At 72.7% G+C, this 14748-nt stretch carries 11 protein-coding genes and 1 pseudogene; 3 read left to right on the top strand and 9 right to left on the bottom strand.

The features are described from left to right. Together IH54_RS47305 and IH54_RS47815 are read right to left on the bottom strand one after the other, a co-directional pair. A pseudogene (locus IH54_RS47305) lies at positions 1–184 on the bottom strand (hypothetical protein); the annotation flags it as partial. Further along, a complete protein-coding gene (locus IH54_RS47815; RefSeq protein WP_078862758.1) occupies positions 181–2415 on the bottom strand; it encodes a S1 family peptidase in 2235 nt (744 codons plus the stop codon). The pseudogene IH54_RS47305 and the gene IH54_RS47815, both read right to left, overlap by 4 nt. Before the next feature lie 94 nt (positions 2416–2509). On the opposite strand from IH54_RS47815, the gene IH54_RS0135080 reads away from it, so the two are divergent. Then, on the top strand, positions 2510–2848 hold the full coding sequence (locus IH54_RS0135080; RefSeq protein WP_052398207.1) for a trypco2 family protein: 339 nt from the start codon (positions 2510–2512) through the stop codon (positions 2846–2848). A gap of 69 nt (positions 2849–2917) precedes the next feature. Here the strand turns inward: IH54_RS0135080 and IH54_RS0135075 are convergent, their stop codons facing one another. Then, positions 2918–3397 carry a GNAT family N-acetyltransferase gene (locus IH54_RS0135075; RefSeq protein WP_031524905.1) on the bottom strand — a complete coding sequence of 160 codons (480 nt, stop codon included), beginning with the start codon at positions 3395–3397 and terminating at the stop codon, positions 2918–2920. Positions 3398–3671: 274 nt separating this feature from the next. On the opposite strand from IH54_RS0135075, the gene IH54_RS46375 reads away from it, so the two are divergent. Next, complete coding sequence (locus tag IH54_RS46375) at positions 3672–6512, top strand: DUF4157 domain-containing protein (protein WP_078862757.1); 2841 nt, start codon at positions 3672–3674, stop codon at positions 6510–6512. 27 nt (positions 6513–6539) lie between these two features. On the opposite strand, the gene IH54_RS0135065 is transcribed toward IH54_RS46375, so the two are convergent. The 4 genes from IH54_RS0135065 to IH54_RS0135050 all read right to left on the bottom strand — a co-directional run bounded on the left by IH54_RS0135065 (position 6540) and on the right by IH54_RS0135050 (position 9768). Next, positions 6540–6854, bottom strand: a complete 315-nt coding sequence (locus IH54_RS0135065) for an SCO5918 family protein (RefSeq protein ID WP_031524900.1) — start codon at positions 6852–6854, stop codon at positions 6540–6542. Between the two features lie 87 nt (positions 6855–6941). Further along, positions 6942–8450 (bottom strand): DEAD/DEAH box helicase, encoded by a 1509-nt coding sequence (locus IH54_RS0135060; protein WP_031524898.1) that lies wholly within the window; start codon positions 8448–8450, stop codon positions 6942–6944. A 245-nt stretch (positions 8451–8695) separates the two neighbouring features. Beyond that, the gene (locus IH54_RS0135055) at positions 8696–8899 is read right to left on the bottom strand and encodes a cold-shock protein (RefSeq protein ID WP_031524896.1); all 204 of its coding nucleotides are present in this window, start codon (positions 8897–8899) and stop codon (positions 8696–8698) included. Positions 8900–9435: 536 nt separating this feature from the next. Further along, positions 9436–9768 carry a MerR family transcriptional regulator gene (locus tag IH54_RS0135050; RefSeq protein ID WP_031524895.1) on the bottom strand — a complete coding sequence of 111 codons (333 nt, stop codon included), beginning with the start codon at positions 9766–9768 and terminating at the stop codon, positions 9436–9438. A 1061-nt stretch (positions 9769–10829) separates the two neighbouring features. On the opposite strand from IH54_RS0135050, the gene IH54_RS0135045 reads away from it, so the two are divergent. Further along, the gene (locus IH54_RS0135045; protein ID WP_420711820.1) at positions 10830–13493 is read left to right on the top strand and encodes a glycoside hydrolase family 9 protein; all 2664 of its coding nucleotides are present in this window, start codon (positions 10830–10832) and stop codon (positions 13491–13493) included. A 196-nt stretch (positions 13494–13689) separates the two neighbouring features. Here the strand turns inward: IH54_RS0135045 and IH54_RS0135040 are convergent, their stop codons facing one another. Together IH54_RS0135040 and IH54_RS0135035 are read right to left on the bottom strand one after the other, a co-directional pair. Then, positions 13690–14085, bottom strand: coding sequence for a DUF2267 domain-containing protein (locus IH54_RS0135040; protein WP_031524890.1), 396 nt, complete (start codon positions 14083–14085; stop codon positions 13690–13692). Between the two features lie 172 nt (positions 14086–14257). Continuing rightward, positions 14258–14692, bottom strand: coding sequence for an Hsp20/alpha crystallin family protein (locus tag IH54_RS0135035; protein ID WP_031524888.1), 435 nt, complete (start codon positions 14690–14692; stop codon positions 14258–14260). Between the last annotated feature and the right edge of the window lie 56 nt (positions 14693–14748).

Below are 14748 nucleotides of genomic sequence, written 5' to 3'. Positions count from 1 at the left end.
GGTCGGTGTCCGCCGGGGCGCGCGGGGGCTGGGGCCGGGGCTGGGCGGCGGGTGGCGCGCCGGGGGCGCTCGCGGCGCTGCGGCGGCAGAGGGTGCAGAAGCCCGTGGGGCCGACCGTGCCGGTGCAGTCGGGGTACGGGCAGGGGCGGGCAGCTCCGGTGCCGGGCTCAGCGGTTGCGGTCACTGCGGGGTGCCCCCTCGGGGGTGGCCGGTCACCCCGCCGTCGGGCGGGCGGGGCGCGGGCGGGGCGGGCGGTGGGGTCGGGGGCTGCGGCCGCGGCGCGGCTTCCGGCGGGTTCTCCCGCGGCGGGGGCGGGTCCACCGGCCGGGCCTGCGGCGGGAGGGGAGGCTCGGGCGGTACGGCCGGGGGCCCCGGCGGACGGGGCGGCGGGACCGGGCGCGGGCCCGGAACGTGCGGCGGCTGCGGCGGGCGGGGCGGGGCACCGGGCGGCGTGCGCGGCGGCTCGGCCCCGGACGGCGTGCGCGGCGGCTCGGCCCCGGACGGCGTGCGCGGCGGCTCGGCCCCGGACGACTCAGCCGTGCCCGGCGACTCAGCCGTGCCCGGCAGACCTGGCGGTTCGGCTCCCGGCGGCGGAGCGGACGCCCCTTCGCCCCCCGCTGGTTGCGGCTCCTGCGGGGGCTGGGCTCCGGGCGCCGGCGGATCGGGCCGGCCGTCGACGAGGGCCACGTAGGCGCGGGTCGCCGCCTCCGCCGCGGGGACGTCGCAGGGGCGTTCGTGCAGCAGCCGGTAGGCGGTGAGGTACAGCTCGTCGGCCGCCAGGTCCTCCGTCCGGGCGGCCACTTCCTCGTACACCCTGCGGTAGTTCACCAGGCGGCCGCGCAACTCGTTGCGCCGGTCCAGCAGTTCGGACAGCGCCGCCACCGCGGGCGGGATGCGGCGCTCGGCGCGTGCGGCGACGCGCTCGTAGTGGCCGAGGTCCGGCGCCCGGTCCGGCGGGAGGGCGAAGGGGCCGCGCCCGGCGGTGAGTTCGGCGCGGACGGCGTTGACGTGGACGAGCGCACGGACGGCCCGGTCGGCGAGGTCGGCCGCCTCCGCGTCGCCCGTCACGCGCGCCATGAGCCCGCCCAGCTCGGGAGCGTCCGTCTCGCAGATCCGTGCGCAGCGCGCGGCGAGCTGCTGCCTGCGCTGCACGGCCGGACGTACCAGCAGCTCGTCGCGGGCCCGCGCGAAGTGGTCCCCGGCGGTGCGGAAGGCGAGGAGGACCCGGCTGCCGCCCGCGACCAGGACGGCCAGCAGATCGAGCAGCGAGGCCGGGTCGGCTGCGGCGTCCACCCCGACGACGACCAGGGTGATCGTGACGCGGGCCGCCGCGACGCGTTCCGCGGGCGGCAGTTCGCGGTGCTGCCCGAGGCCCATGCGCAGCGCGATGCGCTCGGCGACCGAGGCGGTGTCGCTGCCCGCGACGTACAGCGCGAGGTCCAGGCCGCCCGCCGCCGGTACGGTCCCGGGCGCGTCGAGGGAGGCACGCCGGGTCGAGAGGCTGGTGCGCAGTTCGCGGTCGGCGAGGGTGATCGCGCGGCGCAGCGTCGCGGCGCGGGCGGCGTCGTCCTCCGGCACGAGGCTGATCTTCACCTGCGGGGCGGCGCCGTCACCCCGTACGGCCGCGTCGCCGCGCAGCCAGCGGGCCAGCCGCTCGGCGAACGGCTGGTCGAGCGGCGCCTGTCCCGCCCCCGGCTCCGGCGCCCGCAGCTCCTCGTCGACGGCGGCAGGGCCGCGGGTCCACGCGGCGACCTCCGGCAGGTGCTGGACGACGGTCTCGGCCGGGCTCATGAAGGAGTAGCCGCCGACGGGCTCGGAAGGGCCCGCCAGCACCATGCCGACGACCTGCGCGGTGGCGAGGTCCACGACCGGACCGCCGCTGAAGCCGGGCCGGGCCGCCTCCGCCGGGCTCGGCGGGCGCAGTTGGACCTGGCCGTCGCGCCCGCAGCCGCCGACGATCGTGGCGGGCAGCCACAGGCCGCCGTTGAAGTCGGCGGGGAAGCCGTACATCTGCACCTCGCGGCCGGGCGCGGACAGCCGGTGCAGCGTCGTGGCCTCGCCCGGCGGGCGCGGCCGGTCCAGGGCGAGCAGCGCGACGTCGCCGCTCGGGTCGCCGTCCTCGTCCCGCTCCTCGGGCCGGTAGGAATCCCCGGCGACCCGGGCCGTGACCCGCGGCACGTGCGAGCCCCCGGCGCCGACGAACTCCGCGACGACCTCCTCGCCGCGCCGCAGTACATGCGCGGCGGTCAGGACGCGGTCGGGGCTCAGCAGGATGCCGCTGCCCGCGATCTCGCCGTCGGCCCGGCGGATCCGTACGGCCCACGGCGGTGTCGCCACGGGGCTGGGCCGGGCAGCGCCTGCCCGGAACGTCCCCCCGTACGTCCCCCCGTCGGCGTTTCCCCCGTCGGCCACCATGCCGTGCACCCTACGCCTGACGTCACGTCATGTCGTCCTGAAAGCCCTACAATTGGCCCTCCGCACCGCAGAACCACCTCCGGGGGAAGCCACCGTGGAAGAGCCGTCCTTCGTCGGGCTGGCCGAGGTCATCACCCAGATCCGCACCGAGCTGCAGCAGGCGCGGGGCGCGGCGGAGGGCGAGCAGATCGGCTTCACCGTGGAGAAGGTCAGCCTGGAGTTCACCGTCCAGGTCCACCGCACCGGCCGCGCGGGCGGCGGGCTGCGCATCGGCGTCGTGACGGCGGAGCTGGGCGGCTCGGTGGACAGCGGCACGACCCACCGCGTCCAGGTCGACCTGGAGCCGCACGACACGTCGACCGGCGGCCGCGTCCAGGTCACCCGCCCCCCGGAGACGGCCCCCGCCACCCCCGCCACCCCGGGCCTGCGCTGACCACCACCCCGGGCCTGCCCTGCCCGCCGCGGCGCGGGCGCGGGCGCCCGGCGGGGTCGGCCGTGGTCCTCACAGCAGCTGGTCGAGCTGTTCCTTCACGGGCACCAGCCCGGAGGCCTCGTAGAAGGACCGGGCCGCCGAGTTGAAGCCCCAGACGTTCACGACCAGGCGGTGGCAGCCCGACTCGCGGCCGATCGCGCGGACCGCGTCGAGCAGCGCGGACCCCACCCCGCTGCGCGCGGCGGCCGGTTCCACGGCGAGGTGCTCCAGCTTCACCACCGACCCGGGCCTCATGTGCAGGCTGCTCCCGCTCTCCACCACCCGGGCCATGGCGTAGCCGACGACAGGTCCGGTGGAGGCGAGTTCGGCCACGAGGACGTGCAGGGACGCGTCCCGGAGGGCGTGCTGGAAGAACGCCCGCACGCCCGCGCCGTCCGGCTCCGCGACGAAGAGGTCGGGCCGGTGCCGCGCATGCAGGTCGTGCACCCCCGCGTGCATCTCCACGAGCCGGGGGGCGTCGGGCGCGGAGGCTCTTCTGACGACGGCCACGCCCCCATGATGCCCTGGGCGCACGGCCGTTCGCCGCGACCGGCCGGCCCGTCCCGCGCGGCCCGGGGCGCCGGCCCGCGCGCCGTTCGCGCGACCTCGGTCCGGCCGTACGGTCCGGCTCGCGCCGATCCCACCGTCTCGCGCCGCCGGCCCGACAGCTTCGGTCTCCTCGGCGACGACACCCCGCGTTGCCCTCACTGTGCCCTCCGGTACCTGGACCGACCGACCGCGCCTCAGGTATCCAGAGGGGATCGTTCACCCACCGGGGGGTCGCATGCACGCCGAAGACCGGGCGAGGTCGGCAGAGGCGCGGAAGGGCGGGGCACCGGCCCGCCGGTCCCGGCCTGCCGGACGGACGGGGCCCCCCGGTCTCCTGGCGCAGCAGAGCAGCGCCGGCAACACGGCGGTTGTCCAGATGCTCCACCGGGCCGGACTCCAGGGATCCCAGGAACACCTGCCAGGCGCCGGCCGCGACGGCGGGCAGACCGAGCACCCCCTGCAGCGCTCCACCGTCCACGGCGTCCTCCGCACGTCGGGCCGCCCCCTCGACGACGACACCCGCGAGGAGATGGAATCCCGGCTCGGCGCGGACTTCTCCGACGTCCGCATCCACGCGGACGCGGCCGCGCGGGCCTCGGCAGCGGAGATGGGCGCTCGTGCCTACACCTCCGGCAACCATGTCGTGATCGGCGACGGCGGCGCCGACAAGCACACCCTCGCCCACGAGTTGACGCACGTCGTCCAGCAGCGCAAGGGCCCTGTCGCCGGCAGCGACAACGGGGCCGGGCTGCGGGTGTCGGACCCCTCGGACCGGTTCGAACGCGAAGCCGAGGCCACCGCGGGCCGGGTGATGTCGGGCCCGGCCGTGGCCCACGCGGAGGTCGGCGGCGAGGCGGGCCGTCAGCCCGCGGCCGGGGAGCGGACCGTGCAGCGGGTGCTGACCGACCCGCCTTCGCAGCAGACGCAGCCGGACGGGGCCCAGCCGGGTTCGGACAGCGCCACGGACCTGCCGGCCTTCGCTCCCGGGACCTTCGAGTTCGTCACCGAGCTCAGGGGCGGATCCAGCAGTCCGTGGCACGTCCGGGTCGGCGGGGCCGACAAGGTCTTCAAGTTCAGCCAGCCGCGGGGCCGGACCCCGTTGACGCCCGCCGGGGTTCCAGGGCCGATCACGGTGCCGGAGTCCGAGGAAGCCGCCGAGGGCGAGGCCGAAAAAGGCGAGCCGGCCAGGAAGAGCAGTTCCCTGCCCGCCGAGGAGATCATGCTGGCCGAGATGCTGACCGGCAAGATCTACCAGGCGGCCGGGGCCAAGGTGCTCCCGGCCGCGTTCGCCTGGGTGGCGACGGGCAACGAGACGGCGGCGGAGTGGACCCTGGCCCAGGTCACCGACTTCCGGACGGTGGACGAGGACCGGCCGGACGCGGCGAAGATCGCCTCCATGGCGGACTTCCTGCCGTTCGTCGGCCTGGACGTGGTGCTGGCCATCTTCGACCTGCGCAAGCCGCCGAACTGGATGAAGATCGGTGCCGACCTGTACCGCCAGGACCTGGGCGGAGCCATGTACGTCAGCGCCCAGGGCGCGCCCAAGAAGCCCGACGACTTCATGGAATCCACGGACGTCACCCGGACGATCGCCAGCATGTCCACCGGGCGGCACAGCAACGGCTCGCCGTACGCCGACGTGCCGCCGGAGAGGTTCGCCGAGTCCCTCGTCGACCTGGACAAGCGGCTGCCCCCGGCGACGATCGAGCAGCTGGTGAACGCGAGCGGCCTGCCCGAGGCCAAGCGCCCGGCGCTCATCGCGGCCCTCAACGGCCGGATCAGCGCGGGCGTCCAGTGGGCCCGCGGCTACGCGGAGCCGGTGGCCGCGTTCGGCCGGGAGGTGCGTCACGGCCTCGAACCGGACCTCGAAGCGGACCTCGAACCGGAGCCCCTGCCCGACTGGTCGGACGCCCTGGCCGACGGCGCGCTGGAGTTCCGGGACATCCACCAGCTCATCCGCGCACAGCGCGCCCGGATCGAGAGTGTGGTCAGCAGCCTGCGGGCCGAGTTGCTCGACGCCGCCGAGGGCTCCCACCTGGCCACGCCGCTGCGGACGCTGGTCGAGCTGACCGGCGCCGACAGCCCGTTGATCGGAACGGACCGGGAACTGGCCGACACCGCGAAGAAGCTGTACGTCGGGATCAGGCGCTGGCCGATGGAGGTCACCCCCGAGCCGCTGCTGATCCTCGCCCACACACTGCCCTACTTTGCCGCCCTCGTCAGGGAGGGAGAGCGGGCCCTGGCCAGGATGACCGCCTTCGACCGGCCGGAGCGGCGTTCCGACGACCCGTACGCCCCGCCCCCGCTGGTCGGCCCGGAAGAGCTGCTCAACCCGAACCAGTACACGGCCACCACGGCCAAGAAGCTGCACGACGATCTCCAGCGGATGCGGGGCAGGCATCTCGTCCGCCGGGTGAGCCGGGCGGAGGAGGCAAACTACAAGATCGCGGCGCGGGCAGAGGACGTCGCCTCAGCAGTCGAGGCCCTGTTCGACACCAAGGGCTACGAACGCGGTGAGATCGTCTTCTCCGTGGAGGACGTGTTCATCCTCTCCCGGGAAACCGCCTGGGCCGACGCGGTCAAGGCCGAGGCCAAGCGGAGATTCGCCGGCGAACCCCCGATGCGGGACGTGCCCGACATGGGTACCGGTTACGCGCGCGTGGTCGAGATCCCGATCACTACCGAGCTGTTGGATTTCCTGGAGAAGTACGCGTACATCAGCGCCCCCGTGACGGCCAAGCCGAACGCGTTCATGCCCAACCCCAACGTCAAGTACGAGGGCGCGGCCGGCGGGACCGACGACGCCGGGGGCATCCCCAACCTCGTGGTGAAGAAGCAGGGCTTCGGCCAGTTCCTGGCCGCCACCCGGGCGATCACGTTCGTCGACGCCGCCGCGAGCGCGACGATGAAGAGGCTCTGGGAGAAGGAGGTGAGGGAAGGCGTGGAGCACCTCCGAGAGCTCGCCCGCCTGCAGGCGGAAAGCGCGGCGAAGGCCCCTGCCGACAAGAAGGACGGCCTCGAGCTCGACGACGACGACTTCTTCGCCGGCCTCGAACTCCACGACGACGAACCGTGACCCGGAGCGCGCCGAGGAGATCGGCAGTCAGGAGGAGGCCTGGGCTCCGAGGAGCATGGAAGCCCGTTGCACCGGGCTGAGGAAGCCCGTTGGTGCGACGGTGCGGGCAGTTCCCGGGCAGGTGAAGCCGAGCCGGGTCATGGCCCGGAGGACTTCGCCGGCGCTGAAGTCGCGCCGGTCCTGGCGTGTGATGACCTGCCCGACCTGTTTGAGGGGGTAGGTGCGGCGACCGATGATCACGGACCCGTCGCCGTCGACCGGTTCGGGTTTGACGCCCCTCATGGACTCCAGGATGCCGCTCCTGGTCAGGTCGAACGGGAAGCGGGCGATGACACAGCGCATGAGACCTCACAGGGAACGGGACGGAAAGGGCTGGTTCTGCAACGGCGAAGCGGCGGGACGCGGCAGCTTCCTCGTCACCGGGAGATGTCAGGCCGCCGTGTCGAAGGAGGGCTTCCGGACGGTCGCGCGGCGGACGGACGTGGTGGGGCGGCGCCGGCCGCGGGAGGCCGGGCCGCCCTTGCCACGCTCGGCCACCGGCGCGGTGATCGTCACAGGAACACCGGAGGGGGCCTGCGCGCCGGTGATCCGGCTCAGGTCCTCTCCGCCGGGGCGAACCTGCGCGGTCCGGGGGGCGATGCCGGCGGCCGCCATGAGGCGGGTCATGGAGCGGCGCTGGCCGGGGGTGATCAGGGTGACGACGCTGCCGGACTCGCCGGCCCGCGCGGTACGGCCGCCCCGGTGGAGGTAGTCCTTGTGGTCGGCGGGCGGGTCGACGTTGACGACGAGGTCGAGGTTGTCGACGTGGATGCCGCGCGCCGCGACGTTCGTCGCCACGAGCACGGTGACGTGCCCGGTCTTGAACTGGGCCAGGGTCCGGGTGCGCTGCGGTTGCGACTTCCCGCCGTGCAGGGCGGCGGCTCTCACCCCGCTGTTCAGCAGGTCCTGCGTCAGCCGGTCGACGGCGTGCTTGGTGTCCAGGAACATGATGACCCGGCCCTCGCGGGCCGCGATCTCGATGGTCGTCCGGTGCTTGTCGGCTTCCTGGACGTGCAGGACGTGGTGCTCCATCGTCGTGACCGCGCCGGCGGAGGGATCGACGGAGTGGACGACCGGGTCGGTGAGGTAGCGGCGGACCAGGAGGTCGACGTTCCGGTCGAGGGTGGCGGAGAACAGCATCCGCTGGCCCTCGGGGCGGACCTGGTCCAGAAGCGCCGTGACCTGGGGCATGAACCCCATGTCGGCCATCTGGTCCGCCTCGTCCAGCACGGTGGTCGCGACCTGGTCCAGTCGGCAGTCACCGCGGTCGATGAGGTCCTTGAGACGGCCGGGCGTCGCGACGACGACTTCCGCGCCGCCACGCAGCGCGCCGGACTGCCTGCCGATCGGCATTCCACCCACGACGGTGGCCAGGCGCAGCCTCACCGACCGGGCGTAGGGGGCCAGCGCGTCCGTCACCTGCTGCGCCAGCTCACGGGTCGGCACGAGGACCAGGGCCAGCGGCTGACGGGGCTCGGCGCGCTGCCCGGCGGTACGGGCCAACAGGGCCAGGCCGAAGGCGAGGGTCTTGCCGGAGCCGGTGCGCCCCCGGCCGAGGACGTCCCGGCCCGCGAGGGTGTTCGGCAGGGTGGCGGCCTGGATCGGGAACGGGACGCTCACGCCCTGCGCGGTGAGCGCGGCCAGCAACTGCGCGGGCATGTCGAGACCCGCGAACGTCTCGACGGCAGGCAGCGCCGGAGTGGTCGTCCTCGGCAGGGCGAACTCACCCGAGACCGCCGCGGGCCGTCGGCCCTGGCCGCCCGGACGGCTCCGGCCCTGGGAACGGCTCGGGGCGGCTGAGCCGAAGCGGCTTCCCGTGCCCGTGCCCGTACCGGCGCCGAAAGCGGCCCCGGAGGTACGGCTGCGGGAAGTGCGGCTCTTCGTACGTGTGGAATTCAATGAAAACCTTCCTCGACACGGGACGGCACGCGTCAAGGAATTCTCACTGCGGAAAAGCGGCAGGGAATCACAGAAACGGGCCGAATGGAATGCGGGAGCAGATCACGGTGGTGCACCGGATGCAGCACCGGCGATGGAACGCGAATGCGGAAGCGCGGAACGCAGGCGAAATTCGGGGAATTCCCGTACTCGGGGCCCGCGGCACCGAGGGATTACGGGCCCCGGACACGAAGTACGCTTCGGCGTCAGGCGGGAACGATGTTCTCCGCCGTCGGGCCCTTGGGGCTCGACGCGATGTCGAAGGTGACCTTCTGCCCCTCGACCAGCTCACCGAGGTCCTGGGCGGCGATGTTCGAGAAGTGGGCGAACACGTCTGCGCCGCCGCCGTCCTGCTCGATGAAGCCGAATCCCCGGGCCGCGTTGAACCACTTCACCGTGCCGGACGCCATGTCGCATCTCCTCTGGGCAGTACGCCGGTTTCCGCAGTCCACGGATACCGGGTCGCCGCGATGATGCCCCGCCCGGAAGACGACCGGAAATACAAAACGCTTCCCGAGGTCGAAAGGGCCTGCGGGGCCACGAAGATTTTGGGAAACCATAACTGCAACTGTGACCGACAGTATCACACGGGCGCGGCACGAGACCGGCCGTGGCGACACGTCGTCCATACCGGCAAAAACACTCCCCGCACGGAACATCAAATCCTCATCCGGCGGATGCAGTATTGATACACCCACGGCGTCGCATTGTGGAGGAGCGCCCGGGGAACGAATCCACGGCTTACAGCAGGCAGAGGTCACGGTGGATGCGGCGCCCGCCCCGGGGCACGCTCACCGGCCTTCTCGGCTCCACTCCGCCGTCCCGGACGGCAGCCACGCGCCCGGCGGCCACCCGGGCGGTTGCGCCGGCGGGCGGCTCGGCCGCGGGGGTGCGGGGGGCGCCGGACTTACTGCCGGAGCAGCGTTGCGCTTCCGCGGACCGGGGGTCACCCACCCTCCCCGGCCTGGGAGGCGGCGCGGCGGTACTCGGCGTTGAGGCGCTGGGCTTCTTCGAGCTGGTCTTCGAGGATGATGATCCGGCAGGCCGCCTCGATGGGGGTGCCCTGGTCGACGAGCTCTCGTGCACGGGCGGCGATACGCAGCTGGTAGCGGGAGTAGCGCCGGTGGCCGCCGTCGGAGCGGAGCGGGGTGATCAGGCGGGCTTCTCCGATGGCGCGCAGGAACCCAGGGGTGGTGCCGAGGAGTTCCGCGGCGCGGCCCATCGTGAAAGCGGGGTAGTCGTCGTCATCGAGACGGCCGAACGAGTCGTCTGCTGTCATTGCACCTCTCTGTGGAACGCATGGAGGGGTCCTGGCGCCGCACGGCGCCAGGACCCCGAAGGAACTACTACACCACCGGCCGGCTTGTGTACTGCGCCGACCTTCTGTTTCCACGGCCCCGACCGAGATGCTGCGGGGACCGCGAGGATCGCGGTTGCTTGACCGGAGACCACCTCACTATCGATGTCCTACGGTACCCGGGCCCATGACTTCGCCCGGGCGATCCTGATGGCGCCTGGCCCCTCCGTTCTTCCCTCTGGAATCGATCACTTGCCGAGCGGCTACTGCGTACTGCGGGTGATGCGAACCGCTCCGTGGCCTGTGGTAGCGCCACTCTCCGACAGCCGGCCCCGTCGCCCGTCCTGCATCTGCTCCGGCTTGGAACCCCACTGTCGGACCACCCGGTGCGCGCGCCCGCAGCCGACGCCTTCACCGAGGTACTGCTCACTTGCTTCACTGCTGGGTACTGCGAACTGCACTTACCGAACTACCTACTACATGAACTGCGGTACTTCCACGGCGGCCCCTGATCACTGCGGGCCACCCGGTCCGGCCGTCAGCCCCGTCGCCATCCTGCAACGCTCCGGCTTCGGGACTCCACCACCGCACCGTCCTGCAACCTGCGGGTAAAACTGCCTGGCAGTTCATCTCTGCCGGGCTCACTCGATCTCGACTACAAGAGAAACCATACCCACACCGCCGCCCAATGTCTACTCCGGCCGCGATAGATTTCCGCATGTCACCCGGAAAGACTGTCGCCCTCGACCGGCGACGGGAGTCCCGGCGCCGTCGCTCCCGCAAGCGCGCCCCTCCGACCAGCGCCGATGCCCCGACCCCGCCCCCGGCCCCGGCGTTTCCCCGCGGTGCGGCCGAGGGCGAGTCGGGGGTGCGTCGGCTCACCGGGGTGTCGGGTGCGGGCGTGACGACAAGCGAGCCCTCGGCCCGGTGGCCGCCCTTGCCGGCAGCGCGGGAACGGTCCCCCGTCTTGACGGCGCCCCGGGGACCCCGGACCATTTCGTGGGAGCGCTCCCACGTCACTTCCGCACTGGAAGGAAACCCCTGTGATCCCCCACTCACACCACTCCCACCCCCCGAGACCTCACCGTGGAGGCCGCCGGGCCCGTACCCGCGTCCTGGGCACGCTGGCCGTGGCCGGCCTCTTCGGCGCCGTGCTGGTCGCCCCGGCAGGGGCCGCGGCCGCCGCCGACGACGCGCCGGAGCAGATCGTCAACGGCGACTTCTCCAACGGCAGCACCGCCCCCTGGTGGTGGACCGAGAACAGCCCGGGCTCCGTCGTGGACGGCCGGCTCTGCGCCGAGATCCCCGGCGGCACGACCAACCCGTGGGACGCCATCGTCGGGGAGAGCGACCTCCCCCTCATCGCCGGCGAGAGCTACACGCTCAGCTACACCGCGACCACCTCGGTGCCGGTCACGATCACCACCAACGTGCAGATGGCGGTGGACCCGTACACCGCCGAACTCTCCGAGCACGACCAGCTCGACGACACCGCGACGCCGGTCTCCCACGTCTTCACCGCCAGAGCGGACAACGACGCCGCCCAACTCGTCTTCCAAGTCGGCGGCAGCTCCGAGCCGTTCACCTTCTGCCTGGACGACGTCTCGCTGCGCGGCGGTGCGGAACCACCCGTCTACACGCCCGACACCGGCTCCCCGGTCCGCGTCGACCAGGTCGGCTACCTGCCCCACGGGCCCAAGGACGGCACCTTCGTCACCGACGCGACCGAACCGCAGGCCTGGACGCTGAAGAACGCGGCCGGTACCGCCGTCGCCACCGGCACGACCGTGCCCGGCGGCACCGACCCGAGCTCCGGCCAGAACGTCCAGACGTTCGACTTCAGCAGCTACACCACCGCGGGCGACGGCTACACCGTCACCATCGGCGACGAGACGAGCGAGCCGTTCACCATCGCCACCGACGTCTACACGTCGCTGCGCACCGACTCGCTCGCCTACTACTACAACCAGCGCAGCGGCATCGCGATCGACGGCTCGATCGCCGGCGCCGCCTACGCCCGCCCGGCCGGCCACCTCAACGTCGCCCCGAACACCGGCGACAACGGCGTACCCTGCCAGCCCGGCGTGTGCGACTACACGCTCGACGCCGCGGGCGGCTGGTACGACGCGGGCGACCAGGGCAAGTACGTGGTCAACGGCGGCATTTCGGTCTCCGAGCTGATGAACGCCTACGAGCGCACGCTGACCGCGAAGGGTGCCGACGGCGCCGCGCTCGGCGACGGCAAGCTGAAGGTGCCCGAGACGGGCAACGGCGTGCCGGACATCCTGGACGAGGCGCGCTGGGAACTGAACTTCCTGATGGAGATGCAGGTCCCCGACGGACAGCCGCTGGAAGGCATGGCCCACCACAAGCTGCACGACAAGGCGTGGACCGGCCTGCCGCAGGCGCCCGACAAGGACGCCCAGCCGCGCGAGCTGCACCCGCCGTCCACCGCCGCCACACTCAACCTGGCCGCGGCGGGCGCCCAGTGCGCCCGGTTGTTCAGGCCCTACGACGCGGCCTTCGCCGACCGCTGCCTGACCGCGTCCGAGAAGGCGTGGACGGCGGCCGAGGCCCACCCGGCCGTCTACGCCGACCCCAACGACGCGACCGGCGGCGGCGCTTACAGCGACGGCAACGTCACCGACGAGTTCTACTGGGCCGCGTCCGAGCTGTTCATCACCACCGGTGACGACTCCTACCGCCAGAAGCTGCTGGACTCCCCGCTGTACGGCGACACCGAGGCGGTCTTCCCGCACGAGGGCTTCTCCTGGGGCTCCACCGCGGCGCTCGGCGCCCTGGACCTGGCGACGGTGCCGAACAAGCTGCCCGCCGACGAACTGGCCGCCGTACGCACCATGGTGACGGACGCCGCCGACGGCTACGCCGAGCAGTCCGAGCAAGCGCTCTACGGCCTGCCGTACGCGCCGTCCGGCAACCACTACGTGTGGGGCTCCAACAGCCAGGTGCTCAACAACGCGGTGGTGCTGGGCGTCGCCGACGACCTGACCGGCGACACCAGGTACCGGGACGCGGTGCTGCACGCTCTCGACTACGTCCTGGGCCGCAACCCGCTGAACCAGTCGTACGTGACCGGCTTCGGCGAGCGGAACTCGCACAACCAGCACAGCCGCATCTGGGCCCACGAACTCGATGCCGACCTGCCCACCCCGCCCGCGGGCACCCTGGCCGGCGGCCCTGACAGCCAGTTGGAGGACCCGACCGCGCAGTCCAAGCTGACCGGCTGCGCGCCGGCGATGTGCTACATCGACGACATCGAGTCGTACTCCACCAACGAGAGCGCCATCAACTGGAACGCCCCGCTGGCCTGGGTCGCCTCCTACGCCGACGACCTCGGCAGCGGCGGGGACCACGGCGGCAACCCGGCGACCTGCCAGGTCACGTACACCTCCTACCGGTGGAGCGGCGGCTTCACCACCCTGGTCTCCCTGAAGAACACCGGCACCACGGCGATCTCCCCCTGGGAGCTGGGGTGGTCCTTCACGGACGACCAGAAGATCACCGACCGCTGGCAGGCCGAGATCACCCAGGCCGGACGGAACGTCACTGCCAGGCCGGTCGGTTGGAACGCCTCCCTGTCCCCCGGTGCCTCGGTCGGCTTCGGCTTCAACGGCACCTCGACCGGCCAGGTGAGCGATCCGCACGCCTTCACCATGAACGGCGCGACCTGCGACACCGCGCAGTGACGCGCGCCGGAGGCTGAACAGGGAAGCGGCCGGGCCGGCGTGAGCGGGTCGCACGGCGCGGCCTCGACCCGCTCACCCCGGCCGACCGCCTCGCCGGGATCCGGCCCGGTCAGGACCGGGACAGGGCCGGAACAGGGCCGCCCCGTGCCGATGCGCACGGGGCGGCCCTGCTGTGCGTCCGACGGTGGGGTGCCCGTCAGGCGGCGGCTCTGAGGTCGGCGCGGCAGAACAGGAGGGCGTAGCCGCGGGGTAGTTCGGCAAGGATGCGGTCCGTGAGGGACTGGCCGGCTGTCTCGGTGAGGGCCGCAAGAACCGAGGTGGTGTGCCAGCGGGCCTGCGCCGGGGTGGTGTTGAGGGCGTCGGCCACGGTGGCGACGAAGGCAGGGGCGTCGGCGGGCTCGGTGCGGGGTATCTGCGAGGCGAAGTCCGTACGGGCTTCGAGGGGGAGCACGGCTGCCAGGTCGCAGCGTTCCTCACCGATGAGCTGGCTGCCGAGCGCGGCGAGGACAGCACGCAGGACGTCGACAGCTTCCTCGTCGCTGTCGTAGCCGCCGAGTTCGCGTACCTGCGCGATGAGGTGCTTCCAGGTCATCTGGAGCCTTTCCGGGGTGTCGGTCAGCGTCGAAGGCGCTGAGGGTCAGGGGCGGTGGTCCGGCCGCCGGGCGGGCGACGCGTGCGCGGGACCGCGGGATCGGGCCAGGCAGATGCCCCGGCCGCGGTCCCTGGGGACCGTGCCGGGGCGCCCTTGGCCGCGGTCGCGGCGGTCAGGCCTGGATCTGCTTGCGGTCGTCCGTGTGGTTGACGGCGATCCTGCGCGGCTTGGCCTTCTCGGCCACCGGGATCCGCAGGGTCAGTACGCCGGCGTCGTAGTCGGCGCGGATGCCGTCCGGGTCGAGGGTGTCGGACAGCATGACCTGGCGGGAGAAGACGCCGAGGGGACGCTCGGACAGCTCCCACTTCACGCCGTCGCCCTCGTGGCGGGGCCGCCGCTCCGCCTTGACCGTCAGCATGTTCCGCTCGACGTCGATGTCGATCGCCTGCGGGTCCACGCCCGGCAGGTCGAAGCACATCACGTACTCGTCGCTGGTCCGGTAGGCGTCGAGCGGCATCGGGGTGGGCCGGGACCAGGTTCCCGTGGAGCCGAGGAACTGCTGGGTCAGACGGTCGAGTTCCCGGAACGGGTCAGTGCGCATCAGCATCGCGAACACCTCCATTTGCTCTGCACCAGGTGCCAGTGCGCTTCACCTGAATCCGT

The organism is Streptomyces sp. NRRL F-5123, from assembly GCF_000721495.1.
Taxonomy (GTDB): Bacteria; Actinomycetota; Actinomycetes; order Streptomycetales; family Streptomycetaceae; genus Actinacidiphila.
The sequence above is the reverse complement of the archived record's forward strand: the minus strand, read 5'-3'. Positions and strand labels throughout refer to the sequence as shown.